Source organism: Dictyobacter arantiisoli, from assembly GCF_008326305.1.
Taxonomy (GTDB): domain Bacteria; phylum Chloroflexota; class Ktedonobacteria; order Ktedonobacterales; family Ktedonobacteraceae; genus Dictyobacter; species Dictyobacter arantiisoli.
This window is the reverse complement of record NZ_BIXY01000065.1, coordinates 18,749-39,693: the sequence shown is the minus strand read 5'-3', so window position 1 is coordinate 39,693 and position 20,945 is coordinate 18,749. Positions and strand designations below refer to the sequence as shown.

General features: G+C 50.6%; 19 protein-coding genes. 5 read left to right on the top strand and 14 right to left on the bottom strand.

The window, feature by feature from the left end; translation table 11 throughout:
- Window positions 1-416 precede the first annotated feature (416 nt).
- A complete protein-coding gene (locus F1593_RS19115) occupies window positions 417-1,526 on the top strand; it encodes a tetratricopeptide repeat protein (RefSeq protein WP_149403167.1) in 1,110 nt (369 codons plus the stop codon).
- Window positions 1,527-1,590: 64 nt separating this feature from the next.
- Here the strand turns inward: F1593_RS19115 and F1593_RS19110 are convergent, their stop codons facing one another.
- On the bottom strand, window positions 1,591-3,051 hold the full coding sequence (locus tag F1593_RS19110; RefSeq protein WP_172632256.1) for an HD domain-containing protein: 1,461 nt from the start codon (window positions 3,049-3,051) through the stop codon (window positions 1,591-1,593).
- A gap of 93 nt (window positions 3,052-3,144) precedes the next feature.
- Here F1593_RS19110 and F1593_RS19105 point away from each other — a divergent pair, with 93 nt between their 5' ends.
- A complete protein-coding gene (locus F1593_RS19105; RefSeq protein WP_172632255.1) occupies window positions 3,145-4,038 on the top strand; it encodes a Cof-type HAD-IIB family hydrolase in 894 nt (297 codons plus the stop codon).
- Here the strand turns inward: F1593_RS19105 and F1593_RS19100 are convergent.
- The 4 genes from F1593_RS19100 to rpmE all read right to left on the bottom strand — a co-directional run bounded on the left by F1593_RS19100 (window position 3,969) and on the right by rpmE (window position 7,557).
- Window positions 3,969-4,661 (bottom strand): protein-tyrosine phosphatase family protein, encoded by a 693-nt coding sequence (locus F1593_RS19100; RefSeq protein WP_149403164.1) that lies wholly within the window; start codon window positions 4,659-4,661, stop codon window positions 3,969-3,971. The two genes, F1593_RS19105 and F1593_RS19100, sit on opposite strands and share 70 nt — an antisense overlap.
- A gap of 37 nt (window positions 4,662-4,698) precedes the next feature.
- Complete coding sequence (locus F1593_RS19095) at window positions 4,699-5,736, bottom strand: DUF1385 domain-containing protein (protein WP_149403163.1); 1,038 nt, start codon at window positions 5,734-5,736, stop codon at window positions 4,699-4,701.
- Window positions 5,737-5,760: 24 nt separating this feature from the next.
- Entirely contained in the window at window positions 5,761-7,251 is a 1,491-nt protein-coding gene (locus tag F1593_RS19090) for an MGDG synthase family glycosyltransferase (RefSeq protein WP_235932631.1), read from the bottom strand.
- Between the two features lie 99 nt (window positions 7,252-7,350).
- Window positions 7,351-7,557, bottom strand: a complete 207-nt coding sequence (gene rpmE / locus F1593_RS19085; RefSeq protein ID WP_149403162.1) for a 50S ribosomal protein L31 — start codon at window positions 7,555-7,557, stop codon at window positions 7,351-7,353.
- A gap of 459 nt (window positions 7,558-8,016) precedes the next feature.
- On the opposite strand from rpmE, the gene purB reads away from it, so the two are divergent.
- Together purB and fni are read left to right on the top strand one after the other, a co-directional pair.
- The gene (gene purB / locus F1593_RS19080; RefSeq protein ID WP_149403161.1) at window positions 8,017-9,327 is read left to right on the top strand and encodes an adenylosuccinate lyase; all 1,311 of its coding nucleotides are present in this window, start codon (window positions 8,017-8,019) and stop codon (window positions 9,325-9,327) included.
- Window positions 9,328-9,786: 459 nt separating this feature from the next.
- Window positions 9,787-10,953 (top strand): type 2 isopentenyl-diphosphate Delta-isomerase, encoded by a 1,167-nt coding sequence (gene fni / locus F1593_RS19075; RefSeq protein ID WP_149403160.1) that lies wholly within the window; start codon window positions 9,787-9,789, stop codon window positions 10,951-10,953.
- A gap of 64 nt (window positions 10,954-11,017) precedes the next feature.
- On the opposite strand, the gene mobA is transcribed toward fni, so the two are convergent.
- The 8 genes from mobA to F1593_RS19035 all read right to left on the bottom strand — a co-directional run bounded on the left by mobA (window position 11,018) and on the right by F1593_RS19035 (window position 18,744).
- A complete protein-coding gene (gene mobA, locus F1593_RS19070) occupies window positions 11,018-11,647 on the bottom strand; it encodes a molybdenum cofactor guanylyltransferase (protein ID WP_216368920.1) in 630 nt (209 codons plus the stop codon).
- Between the two features lie 34 nt (window positions 11,648-11,681).
- Complete coding sequence (locus tag F1593_RS19065; protein ID WP_149403158.1) at window positions 11,682-12,146, bottom strand: hypothetical protein; 465 nt, start codon at window positions 12,144-12,146, stop codon at window positions 11,682-11,684.
- A gap of 414 nt (window positions 12,147-12,560) precedes the next feature.
- Window positions 12,561-14,204, bottom strand: a complete 1,644-nt coding sequence (locus tag F1593_RS19060; protein WP_149403157.1) for a molybdopterin-dependent oxidoreductase — start codon at window positions 14,202-14,204, stop codon at window positions 12,561-12,563.
- A gap of 118 nt (window positions 14,205-14,322) precedes the next feature.
- On the bottom strand, window positions 14,323-15,834 hold the full coding sequence (locus F1593_RS19055; RefSeq protein WP_149403156.1) for a glycosyltransferase 87 family protein: 1,512 nt from the start codon (window positions 15,832-15,834) through the stop codon (window positions 14,323-14,325).
- Window positions 15,835-15,866: 32 nt separating this feature from the next.
- The gene (locus tag F1593_RS19050; RefSeq protein WP_149403155.1) at window positions 15,867-16,868 is read right to left on the bottom strand and encodes a radical SAM protein; all 1,002 of its coding nucleotides are present in this window, start codon (window positions 16,866-16,868) and stop codon (window positions 15,867-15,869) included.
- The gene (locus tag F1593_RS19045) at window positions 16,865-17,554 is read right to left on the bottom strand and encodes a TIGR04282 family arsenosugar biosynthesis glycosyltransferase (RefSeq protein WP_149403154.1); all 690 of its coding nucleotides are present in this window, start codon (window positions 17,552-17,554) and stop codon (window positions 16,865-16,867) included. Before F1593_RS19045 ends, F1593_RS19050 begins: the two co-directional genes overlap by 4 nt.
- The gene (locus tag F1593_RS19040) at window positions 17,547-18,281 is read right to left on the bottom strand and encodes a glycosyltransferase family 2 protein (RefSeq protein WP_172632254.1); all 735 of its coding nucleotides are present in this window, start codon (window positions 18,279-18,281) and stop codon (window positions 17,547-17,549) included. The genes F1593_RS19045 and F1593_RS19040 overlap by 8 nt, the downstream gene beginning before the upstream one ends.
- 43 nt (window positions 18,282-18,324) lie before the next feature.
- Window positions 18,325-18,744 (bottom strand): hypothetical protein, encoded by a 420-nt coding sequence (locus F1593_RS19035; RefSeq protein WP_149403152.1) that lies wholly within the window; start codon window positions 18,742-18,744, stop codon window positions 18,325-18,327.
- A 1,307-nt stretch (window positions 18,745-20,051) separates the two neighbouring features.
- Between F1593_RS19035 and F1593_RS19030 the strand changes: the two genes are divergently transcribed.
- Window positions 20,052-20,447, top strand: coding sequence for a DUF7475 family protein (locus tag F1593_RS19030; protein ID WP_149403151.1), 396 nt, complete (start codon window positions 20,052-20,054; stop codon window positions 20,445-20,447).
- 132 nt (window positions 20,448-20,579) lie between these two features.
- Here F1593_RS19030 and paaD read toward each other — a convergent pair whose 3' ends face one another.
- Entirely contained in the window at window positions 20,580-20,933 is a 354-nt protein-coding gene (gene paaD / locus F1593_RS19025) for a 1,2-phenylacetyl-CoA epoxidase subunit PaaD (protein ID WP_149403150.1), read from the bottom strand.
- Window positions 20,934-20,945 lie beyond the last annotated feature (12 nt).

The window sequence follows — 20,945 nt, the reverse complement described above, 5'->3', positions numbered from 1 at the left end:
ATGGATCGTGTCGGCGTGTGCAATGTTGCCCGACAGATGCGCTATTTTGATGCATCGTATGACAAGGCTCTTGATCTCTTGCTCACTGGCTACTGTTCCGTTTTTTAGAATTGGAAAGCCCTGCCAGGGCTTCCTAATCTCTTTTATTTGCTGCCTTCGGCAGAGGGGAGAGGGGAATGGGTGGGGACACCCCACGCCCCGGCAGGGGGACTGCGGTCCCCCTGCACCCCCTGCATGAGATTTGGATCACACAACACTTCTGTTGTGCCCTGGTAGTGGCTTTCTGTCTTTCCTGCACTCCCCTACATGAGATTTGGAGATCGCTCCACCGGGCAGGAGACAAAGGGGTTGCTCATCATTGTCGATAATGAGATAATAGGGGAACAAATTGAGTGGAAGATGGAGTGCACTAACTATTGGATGAGCAGATAAAGCATGAGAGGGAACACGATTTGACATTCCTCTCAACACAACAATCGACACCCGAGATGGTGAATAGTGATAGTCAGAAACAGTCAGAACTGACTCAGACAGCAACAGAAGAACTGCGCCAGCGTGCCCATGCATTACTGGCCGCCGGAAACTGGCCTCGTGCCTGCGAGGCGTTCCTGGCACTACTTGCTGCTGATGCTCATGATGAAGAAGCTCTGCTCGGTCTGGCGGAAGTGCTCGATAAGCTTAATCAATTTGAAACACTCTACGATACGGCTAAACATATTCTGGAAATCACTCCCAACTCCGCTCCCGCGCTGGCATATAAAGCCCGCGCACTACAAAAGATGGAACGCATCTCGCAGGCGACGATTGCCAATGATCAGGCTCTGCTGCTGGATACACATCTGGGCCTGGCCTGGATTAATCGGAGTGGACTGCAACTGATACAGGAGAAATTTCCTGAGGCACTAAAGAGTGCGCAACATGCCACCAAACTGGCAGCCACTGATTCACGTGCCTGGGCGAACTATGGTGTAGCACTACTCAATTTTAACCGGCTGGGCGAGGCCCTGGAGGCTTTTGATCAGAGTCTGGCCCTCGATCCCCAACAACTCTTTGCGTTACAGATGAAAGGGGATATCCTCTGCAATATTGGGCGCATGACTGAAGTTATTCCGCTGGCACAAGCCGCTCTCCGGCTTGCTCCACAGGATGTTCGTACGATCACGATGGGTATCAAAGCCTTTCGTGCCCTGGAAATGTATAGTGAATTGCAAGCCTGGTCGAGTCAGTTAATCCAGAGTACACCCAATAATCCACTGGCCTGGGAAAACTATATGCGCGGCCTGCGCGGGCTCGGTCAGTTCAGCGAAGCCAATGATGTGCTGGACCGCCTGATCGCGCTGGACGCATCCAATGTTCGTTACCTGACCATCAAAGCTGATACCCTCTATCGCCTGGAACGCTATCGCGAGGCGGTAAGCATCGCAGAACGAGCCAAACGCCTTGAACCCGATGACGCACCAGCCATCCGCATCTATGAAAAGTCTTTGCGCCTGATGTATCAACGCAAAGAAAAGAAGAAAAGCTAAAATACTGCAGGCAAAGCATCGGCACCGCTAAAACAAACGGGCATCTCTGCCACCTGCCCCAACCTTATGCTATCAAGCGCTCAACCAGTGGGAGCAGGACATCCAGTTGTCTTTGAAGGATCTCTGAGCGTAACCGTTCTGTCGTTACAATGCGAATACGGCGCTGATGTTGCTCATAACGAGCCAGATCATCGGATTGCAAACCGGTAGCCTCAACCCATTTCATCAAGGGTTTCATACCAATAGGTGGATTCTCGTAGGAAATCCACAGGTCCATTTCCCATTTTTCGGGACGTGGAATATCAAACAATATCTCATAATCAGCAATCTCTAAAGCCAGGGAGTTCGTCAGTTCGGCTGAGAGCTTCTGTTCAATGCTGCGTCGCCGAGCGGAATCCCAGAAGAGCGCCTCCAACCGTCTGAACAGGCTGCCAGCCGCAGGACTTACCTCCAGCACCGCCTTATAGGGCCGACGCATTTCAAGGTCCAGCGTCAGCGCTCGTGTACTGGCAGGCATAGAAGGGGATAGTAATAAAGAAAGCAATCCAGCATCCGTTAAACCCATCAATTGTTCGCCCGTCACAGCCTGAAAACTCAAAGCATCATGGACAGCCCGTACTAACATAATCTGGAAAGCCCGACCAGTATGATGCCAGTAAATATTATCAAACATCTCCTGCCGTGCATGCAGCAACGAATGCAAAGGACTAATTCCTTTATGCGTCACCACCAGGCTCCGCTGGCCGTGAGGATCGCGATGAATACGCAAAGCACTCAAAAGGCGCGACACATCGACACCACCATAGGGCACATTACAGGCCCGCGCATCCCTTGGCAGATAATCCAGTTTATCGATATCTAACGCGCCACTCAAAAGATGCCTGAGCAACTCATCATCCGCGCGCATGGAACGGGCATGAGGAGGATCAATAAAATCGGCCACGCGTTCAGGCGAAAGGTGATAGTCGCGCTCTAAGATCACCGCAATCTCACTCTTCTCAATAATCCCCCGTCCCACCTGCTCATGATCGATGATTGGATAACCGAGATTTTCAATCGTATGTGAGAAAGGATAATGGCCGATATCGTGCAACAGAGCCGCCACAAACAGGGTTTGAATACTACTGAGGGCGACTCCATGCAGGCCACCCTGCTCGCCACGCATCAGTAAAGCCCGTAGCGCCCGCACCGCCAGATGATAACAACCCAGGCTATGCTCATAGCGTGAGTGAGTTGCCCCCGGCCAGACACGATAGACAAAGCCCAGTTGCTTCACTTGCTGCAAACGGAGGAATGCAGGAGTATTAATCAGCTTCAATTCACGTGCCCCCAGAGGGATCAGATCATAGAGGCTATCGCGTACCGTGCCCTGCGGCTGCTCATCCGGTAACAGAGGATAGCCAGTCACATCCACCCAGTAGGGGCGTTGAATGGGCTGAACGCGTGCCTCCTCATCCCCGGTTCCCGTTAAAGCCTGTTGAACAGGACGTGGCTTCTTCTGGCCAGAGATAGTATCTTCTTGCATATGCATCCTTCCATTTCAGAGGGGTATTGATGATGTATAATGAAAGCACATTGTATGGCTAAATTCTCTAGTAACGATATGTGGAGCCACTTTATGATAACACAACCTGCGAATATTCAACTGATCGCAATTGACATTGATGGCACGCTACTCACTCCTCAGAAGACTATCTCATCCCGCACCCGCGAGGCTATCCAGGCAGCACAGGAAGCTGGTATTATCGTCACTCTGGCAACGGCACGCCGTTACGAAAACAGCAAGCACTTCGCGGATGAACTGGGCATCGATATTCCCTTGATTACCTGTGATGGAGCACTGATTATCGATCATCCTGCTGCCGATGTCTTACATACACAGTTGCTTGAGGCTCATATCGCCCAACAGGCAGTGGACATCCTGATCGAATACGATCTCCAACCAATCATTCATCATATCGACGGCACAATGGAGCAGACATGGAGTGGTCTGGCAGAGTTCGATAATCCTGAACTAGCAGGTTATTTTCAAGAGTTCCCTCGCGTGCATCGTCTGACACATGCTCAACTCTGTCTTGGTCAGCCAGACCCAATCCGTGTCGTCAGCTTTGCCAGTGAAGAGGCGATAGCCCGCGTCGCCCCTTTCGTCGCACAGCTCCCCTGTGCCTGGAATACCATTAAACGAGGCAATTATGGAACCGCTGAAATCACTATTATGCATGCGGACTGTAGCAAAGCTACTGGAGTGCTCAGGTTAGCTCATCATCTCAACATACCACTCGCCAATGTAATGGCCCTGGGGGATAACAATAATGATCGGGAAATGATTAAGGCTGCAGGCTGGGGTGTGGCGATGGGCCAGGCTCCCGCAGAAGTCAAGGCCATCGCCAATGCTGTGACGACCACCAATCTTGAGGATGGCGTGGCAGTCGCGATTGAACGCTATGCGTTAGGCAGTGAACGCGCTCGGAACGAGGCTTCAAACTCCCTCAACCGCGCCACCTGCCTCTGATTAGGTGCCGCCTGCCAGCGTTTCCGCTTCACCAGTTCTAGAGCGTCGCTGGCGTGCATACCACCGTAGACAAGCGTCGCGCAGGTCAACAGGACACTGCGCCCCACACCATGCTCACAATGGATCAAGACGCGTCCGCCCTGGCTGATCTTCTCATTCGCCCACGCCGCACCCTCCATCAATTGCTCAACGGAGAGAGGATAGGTATCAGGAGTTGGCAGATAGAGCAAATCGATCTTTTCGTCAGCCAGAGCTGCTTTATCATCGCAATACTCTGAACGTGTATCAATCACATGGCTCACGCCAGCCTGGCTCAAGGCTTTGATATCCTCAGGCCGTACCCGTCCACCGACTGAGAGGTGTTCGGTAACCCAACTCATATTCAGATTATCGGGCAACGGAATATGTAAAAGGCGGGCGATATATTCAGAGCGCGAATTTTCTGGAAACAAACGTACCGCGATCCGGGTCCAACGCCGATAGATCAGACGTAGCACACCACTGGTCGCCCAACGCAGAAACGAAAAACGGATCAACGGCGCCTCGGCTGCCGCTGAAGTGGGGGCTGTTTCTTCCCCTCTGCGCTCCTCAATCGAAGGAGGCTTAACCGATTCTGACGACATACCTTGCTAATCTTTCTAGCTACCCATGCATCCCATTTTATGGCTGTGACTGTACTTGCGGAGCGAACGCTGAAGCAGGCAAGACAGGATCTTCGCGCTGCAACGCTGGCTCAATTACAGGCTCAACCACAACCTCGTTATCACGAGCAACCACATTATTTAATGAAGCAATCGCGCACTCAATCATACTATCATCCGGCTCACGCGTTGTTAGTCCCTGCAAGGCCAGGCCAGGAGCCAACAGCCAGCGTACCACGCGATAGCGATAATTTGCCGCACCCAATCGCATTAACTCATAAGCAATACCAGCGACTACCGGTACCAGCACGACACGTGAAAGCACTTTTATCAGCAATGGTGGAGAGCCAATAAAGGCAAACACGATAATAGAAACAACCATCACCAGCAACAGAAAGCCGGTGCCGCAGCGTGTATGGACGCGTGAAGCCTGCCGTACATGCTCGACATCCAATGGATAGCCCTGCTCCATGGTATTGATCGCTTTATGCTCGGCACCATGATAGCCAAAGACACGCTGAATATCAGGAACACGTCCAATCAATGTCAGATAACCCAGCAGTAAGGCCAGTCGAATCACACCTTCAAGCAACAGATTCAGGAGACCGCCGCCGAGCACAGGACCTAACAAACTTGCCAATAGTAAGGGACCGATAAAAAATATCGCCACAGCAAAGCCGAGCGAAACAACCATCGTGAGCGCCAGTGAAGCCCCACCAATTGCTGCCGGGCGTGCCTCATCATCATCCTCTGACTTCTGAGAGGTACCGCCCAGGACATTTGCGCCATCCAACGCCGCCGGTTCAACTGCCCCTGAAGAGATATTAGCAGAAAGCGTCATCAAACGCGTCCCCAATACCAACATTTCCCATAACAGGACCATTCCGCGCAAGAACGGCAAGCGAAAAAGCTTATTTGTATAGACTTTTGAGGTCAGAGCCTCCTCATAGACATAAATATCCCCGGCAGGTCGCCGTACCGCAACCGCAACCCCATTGCGGCCGCGCATCATCACGCCCTCCATCACAGCCTGACCGCCATAATAAAACTTTGCCATGGCAGGAAAATCCTTTCACGTCCTTTACATCCAATTTCGCTTATGGCGCCGGGATGCCTTCGTCACTGCTCCTGGCTGCTCGCTCGAAATATCCTGTGTCTTCGAGAAGCGCCGCATCACTGTGTTCTTAGAGATCGAAATTGGACTGGTCAAATGAGAGCGCAGGCGTCGAATGCGGATCGCGGAATGCAGGCGACCAGACATCTGCTCCTGCACCATATGTGAGTGCTGCGATTGCCAGACACCGGGCTGATCCGCCGCCGGAAGAAAACTTAAGATCTTCCGTCCAATATCAAAAGAAGAGGCTGGTCGACTAATCCTGGCGGCATTCTGGAGTCGTCGTTGTAATTCAGGCGAGCCCGGCTTCAAGAGACGGCGTAACGCATCGGTCAACGTGCGAGCATCCATTGCCAGCACCCCGACGTCATTATGCACGACATAATCGACATTGCCTTCTTCTTGCCCGGGCACATAGCCACTGAGAATGAGCGGCAAGCCGCAGGCCAGCGCCTCGCAGATCGTTCCCGGTCCAGCCTTGGTAATCAAGACATCCGCCGCATGCATTAATTCTGGCATGTTGTTGACAAAGCCGAAAATATGAGCAGGTACATGGAGGCGCGAACGCGTGCGTTGCAAAAGTGCGTATAACTTTTTATTACGACCGGTCACTACCATGAGTTGCACAGGTAAGTGCGCCTGCGAAATGGCACGAATCGCTGTATGCAAGCCACCAGCGCCATCACCGCCACCCACCAGCAAAACAGTTGGAAGGTCAGGTGAGAGGCCAAAAGTGCGCTGCAACGCTTCCTTTGGTTTCACCTCATGGGTATACTTGGGATCGATCGGCATGCCCAGCATATGCACGCGTTTCGGATCAAGCTTGCGCTTCAGATAGAGTTGCTTTGCCTGTTCCGTAGGGACGATATAAGCGTCAGCTCCTGGCGCGAACCAGGAGTAATGTACACTGACCAGATCAGTCACTACTGTAATAAACGGGATGGGCAAGCTCAGCTGGCGCAAGGCGCGAATCGTTACAAAATTAATAATCGGATGGATAGAAACAACGACATCAGGCTGAATAGTGGTAAAAAGACGCAATAATCCATTTAAAATCAGAGGACTGGCTAATGAGCTCATCGTCATTACCGAACCCTCACGGTTGCTGAAATTGAAAAATTCGCCAAATAATTTCGGATTATAACGAATGGTCGGACCGTAGAGCTTGACGACTTCACGAAGAGGAAAACGACTGTACTCTTCAAACACATCAACAATCTTGATGCGATATTCTAATGGCTGAGACCCGTCCTTAGAATATGATGAGCCATGAGTATCTGAAGCATTCCCGGCTACAACCGCTTCTTTCTGAGCACGCGCCTCCCACTCCTCTTGTTCCTGTTGAGAAATAAGGCGGATAGCATTACTGATTGCATTTGCCGCGCTACGATGTCCAGCCCCCGTATCGGCAATCAGAAAAAGAATTGTTCTTTGCTTTGGTTCGCTCAGTTGACTCACCCCCCTGCTGATAATTATGAACAGTGATAAAAACGAAATAGGGATAAAGGTGTCCGAAAAAACACCTTTATCCCTACACGATTACCACATGGTAACGAATTACTCTTCCACCAGATTGAAGCGCTTACGGAAACGATCAACGCGACCTGCAGAGTCAAGAATACGCTGCTGGCCTGTGAAAAAAGGATGGCAATGAGAGCACACATCAACTTTTAACACAGGTTTTGTGCTCATTGTCTTAAAAGAATGGCCACAGGCGCACTGCACTGTGGATTCTACATAGTTGGGATGGATTCCTGTTTTCATGGTATCTCCTGGATATCAACACTTATGGCTTCGTTGCTTGGAAGGCCTGTGTTTGCGTGTCGCCCCTGCCTCCCTCACCTCTACACCCGTCAAAATGCTCATAGCAATGCAAGCATGATTGTACATGCAAGGTACATCTTCGTCAAGATGTGCTGTGCTGTGTTGTTAACCACGCTGTATATCGAACCGTGTGTTGAATCTCCTCGACCAGAAGATCGACTCCGGTACGCTTAGCATATTTGTATTTGCTTTATTCTACCATAGATAACAATACCCATACCCAATTTATGCCCAGGAGAAGTGGTTCGCGTCAGTGTGATAAACTAGGATAGGAGATATTACCCAATAAAGTACTGCGATCTCGGGATGAAGATGGGTTTGCCTGCTGGCATCTATCCACTTTGTCCACTTGAGATCGGATCTTTTGTGCTGTTAGCATGCTTAAGGGAACACTATTTTATGATCGAACGATATTCCAGGCCAGAAATGGCCGCTATCTGGTCCGAGAAACACAAAACAGATAAGTGGTTACAGGTTGAGTTGTTGGCCTGTGAGGGTTGGGCTCGCGAGGGCACCATTCCTCAGGATGCCATCGAGAAAATCCGTAAGGCACAATATAATGCACAGCGTATGCATGAGATCGAGGAAGAGACGCACCACGATGTGATTTCCTTCCTGCGCTCTATTCAGGAACAACTTGGTCCCGAGGGACGCTTTATCCATCTTGGCCTGACCTCCTCTGATGTGCTGGATACTGGTCTGGCGGCTCAATTAAAAGAGGCCGGACAGATCCTGACGGTAGGACTGCAACAACTCACTGATGCCGTGGCAAAAGTTGCGGTTGAACATAAATATACCCTGATTACCGGACGCTCGCATGGTATCCATGCCGAGCCAATGACCTTTGGTCTGAAACTGGCACTCTGGGTCGACGAACTGCGTCGCCATCAGACACGCCTTGCGGCTGCAATTGAGCAGGTAGCCTTTGGACAGATCTCAGGTCCAGTAGGCACACACGCCTCGGTACCACCACAGGTTGAGGAATATGTCTGTGAGCAGATGGGTCTGCATGTTGCCCCGATCTCAAATCAGATTATTCAACGTGATCGCCATGCGCACTTTATGACGACACTGGCCCTGCTTGGCAGTTCTCTGGAGAAGATGGCCCAGGAGATTCGACACCTGCAACGAACAGAATTAAGTGAGGCTTTTGAGCCCTTTGGTTCAGGACAGCAGGGTTCCTCCTCAATGCCTCATAAGCGCAATCCAGAGCTGTGTGAGCGCATCTGCGGGCTGGCACGCCTGTTACGTGGCTACGCGGTAACGGCAATGGAGAATGTGGCGCTCTGGCACGAGCGAGACATCAGCCACTCTTCGACTGAGCGCATCATCATTCCAGATGCCTGCACGCTACTGGACTACATGCTCCATATCTTCACTAATGTGATCAGCGGTCTCCAGGTTGATGCAGAGCGTATGCTGGCGAATTTGAATATGACCGGTGGTCTGGTCTTCTCACAGCGTATCTTGCTGGCCCTCATCGACAAGGGCGTTGGCCGCCAGGAAGCGTACAAGATTGTGCAGCGCAACGCAAAAAAGGTCTGGGCTCAGACCAGCCAGGGAGCCATTAAAGGCGCGGCCCTGGTCGATGCCCTGAGCGAGGATGCAGAAGTAACTGGCTATCTGAACCGCCAGGAACTCGAAGAATTGACCAGCACAGATTACTATACGAAATACGTGGATTATTCATTCAAGCGTATTGGTTTATAGAGAGTGTCAGTCCCCAATACCAGCGGGATCTTGCTGCTCCCTGGCTGGCAGGCGCATGCGCGCCTGCGTCCTTTTTAGTGTGTGGTGCAGGAAAGGTGCTGTGCACCTTTCCTGCACCACACACTAAAACTGTTTTGAGCACCGCAGGTGCGAACAGAAGCGGGATTGTTAAGGGTTGCACCCTTAACCTGGCCCCGGTCTCTTCCCTCCCTCTCGCCGCCGCGTGCGGCGGCGAAGAAAAGAAGAAAAAAGGGTATTTGGGGACACCCCACACCCCGGCAAAGGGCTCGCCGCCCTTTGCAATCCCACTTGAAAAGCCTTACGTTCGCATCCCTATTGGAAATCAGGAGCTTCCCCGTCCTCTTCAGCAACAATTCATCCGTCATATGATTCCTATACCTTTTAAGGCTGGCACAATCGTCATTGTACAGAGAGATACAGAAAGGACCTTTATTATTTATGGCGGACGAAGTTACGCAACGTAAAATTGAACACGTCAATATCGCCCTGGCAAACGATGTCTCAGCACCCCAGAGGGCTAACTGGAATGATATCCAATTTGTCCATCAAGCGCTACCAGAAGTCGATCCTGGCAACATCGACCTCTCAACCAGCTTTCTAGGGCAGGCGCTTCGTTATCCTATCTTTATGTCCTCATTGACGGGTGGGCATCCCGCAGTCACCATGATCAATAAAAATCTGGCACGGGCAGCCGAGCACTATGGTTTGGCTCTGGGAGTAGGAAGTCAGCGCGCAGCAATCTTAGATCCCAGGCTTGCCGCCAGCTATAGCATTACTCGCGAGCAGGCCCCGCATGCCTTTCTTATCGCCAACATCGGCGCGCCCCAATTGATCACGCAGGATAAACATGCACCCTTTACGCTTGAACAGGTGCAACGTGCTATTCACATGATTGAGGCTAACGCACTGGCGGTCCATATGAACAGTTTACAGGAGGCGGCCCAGCCCGAAGGGGATCGCAACGCCTATGGAGAGGTTGCCGCCCTGAGGCTGCTTACACAACAGATCGGGCTGCCAGTGATCGCTAAAGAGACAGGAGCGGGGGTCAGCCGCGAGCAGGCACTCCTGTTGCGCTCATGCGGGATTTCAGCCATCGATGTGGGAGGAGCAGGCGGGAGCAGTATGTCAGCACTGGAAGCTGCCCGCTCGCAGACTCGTGGCGACGAGCGCACCATGAATATCGGTCTGCTGTATAAAGACTGGGGTATAGCTACTCCCATTGCAATTGTCGAAGCACGTACCGCCAGGCTTCCTTTAATCTCTACTGGAGGGATACGCAGTGGATTGGATGCCGCACGTGCCCTGGCCCTGGGCGCGACCATGGTAGGCATTGGCTTTCCTTTCTTACAGGCCGCCAGTGAAAGCTATGAAAAAGTCTGCGAAGTCGTAGAAAGTATCATTGCCCAGTTAAAAGTAGCTATGCAGCTCAGTGGAGCCACTACCCTCGCCCAGTTGCGCGAGACAGATATCGTCGTTACCGGCGCATCCCATGAATGGCTGGCATTGCGCGGCTTTGAAGATGAACTCAAACTCATGGCACAACGGCACTGGCGACGCATGCAGGCTCAGACACTGAGCAACACAGAAGTATCGACCGATGTCTGATAGAAAGCGCTCCAGTTCTGCTATCCGCTTCCAGTGACAGGTATGTGGATGCTCGGCGGTAGATTTAGTCGTGGATATAAGAAGAAAAGTCTTCGGGGGTATTGAGATTGATAAATGAGCGTAGTTGCGGATCAAAAATGCGTAGTTGCGCTTCTGGGATTTTTATGACGGATGTGCCCTGCAACAATGCCCTGGGATCACGCCGTCCTTCCGCAAGGCGCGCTTCGAGTATGGGCAAGATGTGACGTGGATAGATAGCCAGTAAGACCTGAGGGATATCCTCCACTATTGGTACCAACAGTTGTTCTGGATGTACGCGAGATTGCTCAAGTAAGAAGTTCAGCAAAGCTGGCTGGAGAAAGGGAGTATCTACGGCGGTTACGAGTGCCTGGGAAGCATGCATGGCGCTCAATCCACTATAGAGACCCATCAAAGGACCGATCTGAACGACGCGATCAGTGATCACACGGACAGTAGTACGGAGAGAAGAAGGAAGAGAGAGTGAACATTGCTCGGCCTGCTCGGCATCACGGGCTACCAGCAATACTTCCTGACAGGTAGTCAGCAGTAAAGTGGCTAATCGGGCGCTAAATGTTGTGGGGTGTACGCCAGGTAGGGGCAGGAAGGCCTTGTCACGACCCATCCGCGAGCTCTGCCCCCCGGCGAGAATGATACCAGCTGTATTTCTATCCACGTGCTCTGTTATCAGGCAAAGGCAAGCCTCTCAACTAGCGAGATGCGGTCCGCACTTTGCGCTTGTTACCTTTCGGGATATATTGCTGTCGTTTCTGATATGCGAGGAATTCAGCCTTCTCCTGCGGATACTTACGCACCAGATAGACAATCCAGACGATAGCCCAGATGACCAATGCCAGCAACCAGAGATAGCGCCACGCACGCCAGGAGAAAAAATAGCCATCTAAGAGCACACGTGCGCCAATTAGAGGCAAGCCAATAAAACAGATGACCGCGAACCAGCCTAAATAACGGTCTAACATGTATTTGATAAGCGGCTTGTTCTTCACAAAACGTTTACGACCCTCAACGGAGTAGTAAAATGTGATCAGCAACCCGGCCAGACAAAATATGAGCCAGGGCCACAAGAAATGAAATGGCTCAGATCCAGTCAGGTTGGCATTCGATCCAGCTGTAACAGCGTCTGTAAAGAGCCATTGAAACAAGTTCGTGCCCATGAAGCACAACTCCCTTCTTCAGGTATCCACAAAGTACGATTGTACACCATGATAACATGGATACGAGTCAGCGTCTAGGGTTAGCAATTATCCAAATAGTGAAAATAGGGCAGAACAGTTCTATAAAGACTTTGCCCCATTGGTTGAAAACTTCACCACAGGTGCTATGAAATAAAGTCATCTGTCTCTAGCATACACCTGTTCAATAGCTGAAGAGCAAGCACAAGTTTTCACTATCCCAGGAATGTGTCAGACTCCCATCGCCAGCAAGATCGTATTGCTCGCCTGTAAGTAGGCATGTGTGCATCCGCCTTTAATAAGGGTTGTATAAAAATGTGCTGAGTACATTTTTATACAACCTTTATTAAAACATTTTTGGACTTCAAAGGAGCGAAGGTTCATGATGACTTGAATTCAGGCAACAGTTACAAGTAAGGTATCATAACCGGTAGCGCCATTAGGAACCGTGCCCTGTTTAGTCGCGGTCTGCACAGTACCAGTCCCATCAGTAGCACGTACTGCCAGTGTGTAGGTACCCGCGCGTCCAGGTTGCCAGTTCGCTTTCCAGAAAACCCAGCTATCTGGCGATATCGCTGGATCAAGCGTTGCGGGACGCCAGGATATCCCATTATCGACACTGACTTCAACCTTCTGAATACCACGATTACCAGCAAAAGCGATGCCGCTCATATCAACACTCTGTCCAACGTGCATCACGCTTTCTTTATAAGGATTATCAATGCGGCTCGTGGTATGCAGTGGACCGTTATACCATCCCTGACTGGAGTAGAGTCCAGGGACGAATTCAGAGGTGAGTTCAACGCGTGTTAACCACTTCGGATTCTCCTCGCCATAACGGCCAGGAATCAGTACCCGCAATGGATAACCATGCTTTGTCGGCAATGGCACCCCATTCATATTCCAGGCCAATAAGGCATTGGCATCCAATACTTCTTGCAAAGGAAGACTGATCGTATAACCATCCACAGCATAAAAAGCGACATAGCGCGCTGTTGCTTGTGCTCCCCCATGCTGCTCAAGCAATGCACGTAACGGTACGCCATGCCAGATGGCATTACCGATCAAATGGTCAGCCGGACCATTGGCAATGCATTCCAGGGTAATCGCACGTGAGTCGGAAGGAAGTTTCTTCAGTTCCTCATAACTATAGCTGCCAGGCTTCTGGACCAGGCCAGTGACCTCTAACCGCCAGAGATTGGTATCAGGCATGGGATCAACCGCGTTCTGCGTGACCACATAATGCTCATCATTGGGCGTAATGGGATGAATAATATGGTTCTTGAAGGAAGTTTTCATCCCATCATACCAGGTATAATTTTTCAGATATGCCTGTACCGCGCCAAATGTGCCCAGACCAGCGCCCACACCCAGCGCGACCGCGCCACTGCGAGCCAGCAATTGTCGGCGTCGCGCCACCACGGCATCTCTTTCCGGTTGAATCACTTTCGGCAGCAGCACACGATACAGCCAGCAGAGGATGAAACTATACGTCGCGAAATCGGCAAACAGTCCCAGACTAGAGAGCCAGCGCTCCGTATCTATCGGCCAGCCAAATGCATTCTGCCTGATTTGCTGCCAGAACAGCAGAATAGCGACGGCCGTCATGACAAGCGAGAAACCCAGTGCGATGAACCACTCACGTCGTCCCGGTCGATAGCCATACACCGGAAGCTTGAGACGCACCAGCAGGGCATAGGGAATACCCAGCAATGTCCCAATTCCCACCATTGCCAGCAGCGCCAACCCCAATGGTCCCCGCTTCGAGTTTGATCCAAAGGAGATCAACAGGTGAATAAACGTATTCACATCGATATGTACCAGAACGAAATCACCAAAAAGTTCCACCGGAGTAGGCACACCAATCCATAAGCGCAGAATGCCCATAACCAGCGTCGCGCAAAGACTGGCGATCAAACCCGCCAGCAGCGCAAAGCCGCCAGACACGATAAGCGTACGCCAGCGCGAGAAGGTATCAGGTGGCAGTGCTGGCGTGCCTGCGGTACCTGAACCACTCGACTTGATGCGTGTAGTAGTCATAATGAGTACACTTCCCTCGTTGAGAAAAAAGCCGTGGGTAGAAATGGGACAGCCTTCCACCCGAATGAAAAGGAACAATCTCTACCAGACTCAGCCAATAACATTCAACATTATCACGTTATATGTGCTCCGTTTTTACATCCACCTCGGTATCAGGACGCACTACACTATCCTCAACGGAAGCGGATACAGGGCGAGGCAGCAGAGTAAAACCACGGCGTTGCGAGATTTTTCTCAAGACAAAAGTCACAACCAATCCACCCAATACTACATCGTAAACCACCCGGTAGTACAACGTCCAATTACGTTGTGAGCCCAGAGGATAGGAGAGAATGGAGAAACAAACAAAATACCAGACAAGGATAGCGGACAGTTCTCGGCTCTGCCAGCCAGCACGTCTGGACCAGGGAGATCCAATCAAGAGGGCAACCCAGGGCAAGAAGGCACTGGTATACCAGGGAAAGATATGGGTAGAAATCAGAAAGATTGCGCCCAGAATTATCAGTATACCGACTTCCATAGATAGACGCCCTTGAAGTCGTCGCAGCCAGACAAAGAGCGCGCAGCCACCGACGAACAAAACATCCACCACATAGGTCACAGGCAGCGGAAGTGCAAAGAGTCCGCTCAACCAATGCATAAACAGCATGATCGAGCCGCCATTTGTGCCACCCTGTTCGCTGGCATAGCTCGCAAAGAAACCGAATACCTGACCATGACCCAGAATAATATAGGGCATATAGGCCACTACAATCGTCAGGATACAGGTTACCAATAATGTCCAATCGCGTCGGCGCAGGAACACCGCCAGGAGTACAATTGGATAGAGCTTGGTTAAGGTAGCCAGCGCAAGTAAGAAACCAGTCAACACACGCGCCCCACGACGCTGGCTTTGTGCTGCCAGTACTGTCAACAACAAAAACATCACCACCAGAGCATCCAGATGTCCCTGAATGGCAAACTCGACAATCGGCAGCGGGCACCAGGCATAGATGATGCAGAGGGCAGGATCGCGTCCACGTGTGTGCAATAGATAAGCCAGCGCAGCCACAGAAACCAATTCACAAACCGTGAATAGTCCTTTCAAAAACACCAGATTATCAGGCGCAAGCAGATAGCTCAACAGATAAAATCCTTGCGCAACTGGTGGATAAATGGTAGGCACATTCCGAAAGCGGCTATTGTCGTACAGAACATTTCTCAGCGATTTTAATAGCACATTTCCTGGAGCATAGACATAAGGGCTATAGCCATGCAGGGTCACACGTGCATCCCACAGGTAGCGCCAGGAATCGCGAGATAAGAGAGGAGGAATCCATAAAAGTTGGGCACGTAGCAGGAGTGCGCCGCCCAAAATGAGTGCCAGTTCAAGCCAGCCGCGCCGTCCTGTTGAGCGTTGAGTCGTCAGAATCACAATACTGGCCGCTACATAGAGCAAAAGGCTAAGTAGCCAGAGCCAGGCAAAAGTATCAGTTGACTGACCAGCGGGAGGCACAACAAGAGCCAGGAAGATATTATAGCCAGCCGCTAATAAAAGGAGCAGGCAGAGTACGGGCAGACGCCGCATATTCTTCCAATGGAAGAATACGTGATGTTCACGTGTCGTAGCAGGAAAATCCATCAGCGACATAGGTGTATTTACCTTTTACATTGCGACTGTGATTAATAACTCCAATTGACGCCACACTGCGCGCAATGGCGGGCAGGACTATCGCTCTCAAAGGCACGCCGGAATTCGTTATAACGTTCCCCATGCCAGATTTGCTCGATGGATTCCTGGAAGATATTTCCCAGCACACGCTCTTCGCGATATTCTTTGGCGCTACGATGTCCAAAGGGCGCGAAACAGCAGGAGAGTACGTTGCCGCTCGACGTAATATAGGTCAGATTATAAGGGCGCTGACAACCAGACCAGGGGCGCTCACCAAAATCACGGATCACACTTTGCAGGGGAGTAGCCGCTCCGGCAGCTTTAAACAGAATACCATGCTCCTTACACCGCTCTTCAGCCTGTCGAATAATCGCCAATTCCTCCGGCGACGAGCGATGGAAGAGCGCCTGCTTCGAAGCCGCCAATCCTTCTTCAAAATACACCAGGCGTTGCAGATAAATTTCGCGCACACCATGGACATCTGCCAGATTAACCAGGCCAGGCAATTCATGCAAGTTTTCGCGCATAGCGGTAAACCAGAGCGAGACGGCAGGTTTACTGGCATCCTGCGCCTGCTGCAATTTGATAAAAGCACCCACATTGCGCCAGATCTTATCAAAAGCATCCACGCCACGTACCTGGGCATAAGTTTCACGTGTCGAGCCATCCATCGAGAGGCGATACTCATCCAGACCAGCATCGATCAACGCCTGTCCACGCGCCTCCGTCAGCGCAATACCGTTCGAATTAAAGAGCACATAGGTGCCACGATCCTTCAGATAGCGCACCATTCTGGGTAGATCCTTATTTAAGAGCGGCTCACCCAGACCGTGCAAGACGACACGCTCCAGCACAGGAAACTGTTCCACGATAGAAAGGAAGTTCTCAAAGGTCAGATCGCGATCGTCCTCACGCGACAAGAGCGTGCGTGGGCACTGCTGGCAGAATTCATTACAACGGCTCGTTGGCTCAATATAGATCGAGCGTGGTAGGGTATCAACAGTCATAGTCATACAAGCAAACCTCTTTCAGTTAAAGCATCCAGGCAGGCCGCCGTATGCGGTGCCAGCTCTCTATTTTCCTGCAACATCTGCTGCAAACGCAGCAGATCAGTCTGAGTATCGATATCAAATAGCGTCTCAAGGAGTGTCACCTTTAAATGCTGCTGACGCGCCTTCGCGATCGTCATCTCTAGCACCAACTCGGTACTCATTGGGATAGCCGAGAAAACATCGTAAGGCCGCTGCATGGCGATCAGATAATAACCACCATCTTCTGCCGGGCCGAGGACAACGTCGGCGCTATCCAGCGCTTGCTTGGCCTGAACAAGCACAGCACGACTGATATGTGGTGTATCCGAACCAATCAAGATTGTGCGTTTATACTGGTGGGCAGCCATGGTCCTGAAAGCGTACTGCAAACGTGCTCCCAGATCGGGCCCCTGCTGCGCAAAAGCCTGCCAGGAGACAGCTCGCGGCGCGGGGAGCAAGGTCGCAGCAAACGTCAGGAAATCACAGTACTGCGGTGTATAAGCCCAATGGAGATCATAAGGACTATCCACAAAACGGGTTGCCAGATCGCGTAAGAAAGAAGTATAGATACGCATGGTCTCTACTTTTCCCAATGTCTGTGCCAGACGTGTCTTCCCCTGGCCTGCTTCTGGATAACGTGCCAGAAGCACCAGAGCCGTATCAGACATACCTCAGTTCCCGCTTTCTCGCATAGCGCACCATGGTACTGAGCATCGCGTTAGCGGCCCGAATACTGCCCCACAGCGTACCTGAAACCTTGGAATGTCCATGACTGCGACAGCGATAGCGCAACGGCAATTCCACAATACGATACCGGGAGCGTGCGGCCTTCACCAGCATCTCGACAGGCCAGCCAAACGTCATCTCCTGCATCTGCAACGCCTTCAGCATCTCAACGCGTAGTGCCCGAAACGATCCAATATCATGGATGTGAACGCCATACAAGTGACTAACCATACGACTAATCAACCAATTACCCAGGCGGGCCTGCGGCGGGACAGCACCGGCCTCAGCCTGCGGGCCAACACGAGATCCAATCACAAAATCTGCCTGCTCGCTCAATAGTGGCTCAAGCATACGAGACAAATCCGCGGGATTATCGCTGCCATCACCATCCATAAACACCACCAGATCAGCGCCCAATTCGCTGGCGGTCTGCACTCCACGCCAGCAAGCTCGTCCATAGCCACGTTGTAACTCACTGACCACCACGGCTCCCTGAGCACGCGCCACCTGAGCCGTTGCATCCGTGCTATTGTTATCGACCACTACCACCCACTGCACTAGATGCGGAGGAATTTCCGGCAAGAGCTGACGCAACGCATCCGCCTCATTCCAGGCCGGAATCACCAGAGCAATACTGTGTGTTTTGGGACTATCTATAGCACTATTCATACACGCGCACCTTCCTGCCATAGCATATGGTTCCTCTATTCCCTTATAAATAAATCGCCTGCCCACGTTTAAAATCATAGAGGGCAACGATTTTGCGTCGTGCCTGCTGGCTCAAAGCCATCGCCGCTTGCAATGCGTCATCCAGACAAAAACACAGCGTTGAGACATCAAGATAGCAGTTGCGGGTATCCGGCTCAATCCAGGTTCCCAGCCAGCTATCAGAATACTTTAAACACGCCTCATTCGAGGCAATAAACGCTGTAATCTCTCGTTGAAGATCCGCGTCCGGGGGGAGGATCACGGTTCTATCTGGATATTTCGGGATGGCCCAGGCCTCGATAGGTAATAAAAACTGGTAGGTATCTAGCTTGGACGTCACTCCACCTTGCTCGAGCGTAGCAATACAAACATCAAGAACATACTTTTCAAAGTGGTAGCGCTCTAAGAAAGACTCAAACTTCATCTTTTCAGCTATCCATCCCAAGGAACAGTCCCCACTATGGACACCACCGATTGTAGTGCGTAAAGCACCTGGAGGCACAATCTGAGCATGTGACATAAAGGGAACCAGGTTCATCAATTAAGACAAAGTGAGCGCGTAATCTGTCTACTTGTGGTTATCGGCACAATCACACTCCTTCATTCACTCACGTTCAAGCGCATGGCACACTCAGCGCTTTGCTTGTATCAAACAGTAGAAGCTGAACATTGTATGTGAATATCCACCACATGATCCAATACGCCAGGCAAATGTAGTTTGCAACACATGAACATTGCGCACTAAACACAAGAAAGATACTTATTCAAAACAATACAATGCTCGTTATTCTCTCTCACGTTTGCAGGAGTAAATATTTACCACTGTGGAACATTTGGTAATATTTACTTTTGTGCTCGGGGAAAGTCACGCTGGAAAGAAGCTTCTTGCACACACAAGATCAATACCGCTTTAGGAGGTAAAGACCTCCACATAGTTCGACCACTGTATCGGATTGGGAATCCATTGGATGGGATGGGATAGGATGGGATGGGATGGGGATCGCATAAAACTGGAACTCGTTCTTCAAAGAAGAAGAATGCAACCAGAAAAATGGAGCAAGAATAACGGATAAGCTACGGGCAAGTCGGCTTCAAGCAAAGCGGTCCGATACCCAGCCGCTCTACGCTCAAATGTATAAATCAGATTAACGGGGCGTGACCCACGCGTAAAAGGCAATCTTGTGATGCCCTGGATTATTCTGTAGCTATATTGACAAGATCAATTTTATTATGTATATCTATAATGAGATACTTAATAATATTTAAAAATCTCAACAGTGCCTGGGAATTTTAATGTAAGAAGAATTCTTTGTAGCATGAGATCCTTAATGGTAATACCATAACCTATCTAAGATATCATGATAAAGCTACAGGGATAAATGCGATAGCCAAAGATAATTCGTTATCTGCATTAAGAACCTTATTTACATTTATATTCACGGGAAAACCATACCAGTACTGTGCCTGCTCGATGTCTGTTTCTTGTTGCTAGCAGGAAACAGACCGGTAAGCTCTCATAAAATTGAGAACTACTGTATCTCTGTGCGATGTTCATTCCCACAGTATTTATGGATGATCAGCAGGAAATGTGTGGAAGATTCTATTTTCGTTCGAAGGTGCAAGTATAAGCTCTTTGAATTTAAATTTTGTGCCGAGTGCGTCAATGAGGTCCACTCGTTATGAACGAGCGCTACATTGTACCTTTTAGAGAAAGAAAGTTGGTTCATTGACATGAAAGCACTTACTTTGTCACGCACTCAGCCGATTACTTTTTATACTGGCATTCTGGCCCTTGGAATCCTGACAGCTGGTGCTCATTTGTATCTTGCTTCTCAACCCGATGAGTCTCTCAGGTTTATCTTTTTACTCAATGGGCTTGGTTATCTTGCTTTACTTGTAGCCTTCATTCTGCCCCAGTTTAAAAAGACGCATGCACTCGTTGATCTGGTGTTTGTTGGCTATACCTTGCTAACCATTATCCTATGGTTTTTCTTTGGTAGCCCAAGTAGTGGTGGGTCGTGGGATCCATTCGATGTACTCGTGAAGATAACTGAACTGCTTCTAATTATCCAGCTCTTTATTGATTTTATGCAGGCACGCTCAATGCAACCAGGAGGGCAAAAATAGAAGTACGACTTGTATCGAGTCTAGATTGAGAGGAGCAGGAATGAGACTGACTATGATCAATAAGATGCTGGACAGCGACACGCGCACCCTCGAAATTATCACTGAGTACCAAATCGCTCATAAACCACGGGCTTACAGCGGTTTGAATTGTTCGAAGGGTTGGTGGCAGTGTTGACAATAAGCAATGGCACGACAGGGAGTGGGACCAAAGACATTTTCCAGACGCGTCTGCTGCGATCCACAGTAAGGACAGGTGAGAGGCTGATTGACCAGCATAGGAATGGCCCTCCCGCGGCCAATTCTAGGCGGCGGAGCAATGCCGACAGCATGCAATTTGTCTCGTGCGACTGCGCTTAATAGATCACTACTCCAGGGTTGTTGCAGATTGATCTGAATCTCGACTGTCACAGCAAGGGCGAGTAAACGTTCGCGAATCTCTACCTGAATTTGCAGAAGCGCGGGGCAACCCGCGAAAGTAGGCGTGATCTCAACCGATAC

What these genes read in the sequence shown, in the direction of transcription:
- F1593_RS19110 (WP_172632256.1), bottom strand. Translation starts at nt 3,051, where the DNA reads ATGCAAGAAGATACTATCTCTGGCCAGAAGAAGCCACGTCCTGTTCAA.
- F1593_RS19105 (WP_172632255.1), top strand. Translation starts at nt 3,145, where the DNA reads ATGATAACACAACCTGCGAATATTCAACTGATCGCAATTGACATTGAT.
- F1593_RS19100 (WP_149403164.1), bottom strand. Translation starts at nt 4,661, where the DNA reads ATGTCGTCAGAATCGGTTAAGCCTCCTTCGATTGAGGAGCGCAGAGGG.
- F1593_RS19095 (WP_149403163.1), bottom strand. Translation starts at nt 5,736, where the DNA reads ATGGCAAAGTTTTATTATGGCGGTCAGGCTGTGATGGAGGGCGTGATG.
- rpmE (WP_149403162.1), bottom strand. Translation starts at nt 7,557, where the DNA reads ATGAAAACAGGAATCCATCCCAACTATGTAGAATCCACAGTGCAGTGC.
- purB (WP_149403161.1), top strand. Translation starts at nt 8,017, where the DNA reads ATGATCGAACGATATTCCAGGCCAGAAATGGCCGCTATCTGGTCCGAG.
- fni (WP_149403160.1), top strand. Translation starts at nt 9,787, where the DNA reads ATGGCGGACGAAGTTACGCAACGTAAAATTGAACACGTCAATATCGCC.
- F1593_RS19065 (WP_149403158.1), bottom strand. Translation starts at nt 12,146, where the DNA reads ATGGGCACGAACTTGTTTCAATGGCTCTTTACAGACGCTGTTACAGCT.
- F1593_RS19060 (WP_149403157.1), bottom strand. Translation starts at nt 14,204, where the DNA reads ATGACTACTACACGCATCAAGTCGAGTGGTTCAGGTACCGCAGGCACG.
- F1593_RS19055 (WP_149403156.1), bottom strand. Translation starts at nt 15,834, where the DNA reads ATGTCGCTGATGGATTTTCCTGCTACGACACGTGAACATCACGTATTC.
- F1593_RS19050 (WP_149403155.1), bottom strand. Translation starts at nt 16,868, where the DNA reads ATGACTATGACTGTTGATACCCTACCACGCTCGATCTATATTGAGCCA.
- F1593_RS19045 (WP_149403154.1), bottom strand. Translation starts at nt 17,554, where the DNA reads ATGTCTGATACGGCTCTGGTGCTTCTGGCACGTTATCCAGAAGCAGGC.
- F1593_RS19040 (WP_172632254.1), bottom strand. Translation starts at nt 18,281, where the DNA reads ATGAATAGTGCTATAGATAGTCCCAAAACACACAGTATTGCTCTGGTG.
- F1593_RS19035 (WP_149403152.1), bottom strand. Translation starts at nt 18,744, where the DNA reads ATGAAGTTTGAGTCTTTCTTAGAGCGCTACCACTTTGAAAAGTATGTT.
- F1593_RS19030 (WP_149403151.1), top strand. Translation starts at nt 20,052, where the DNA reads ATGAAAGCACTTACTTTGTCACGCACTCAGCCGATTACTTTTTATACT.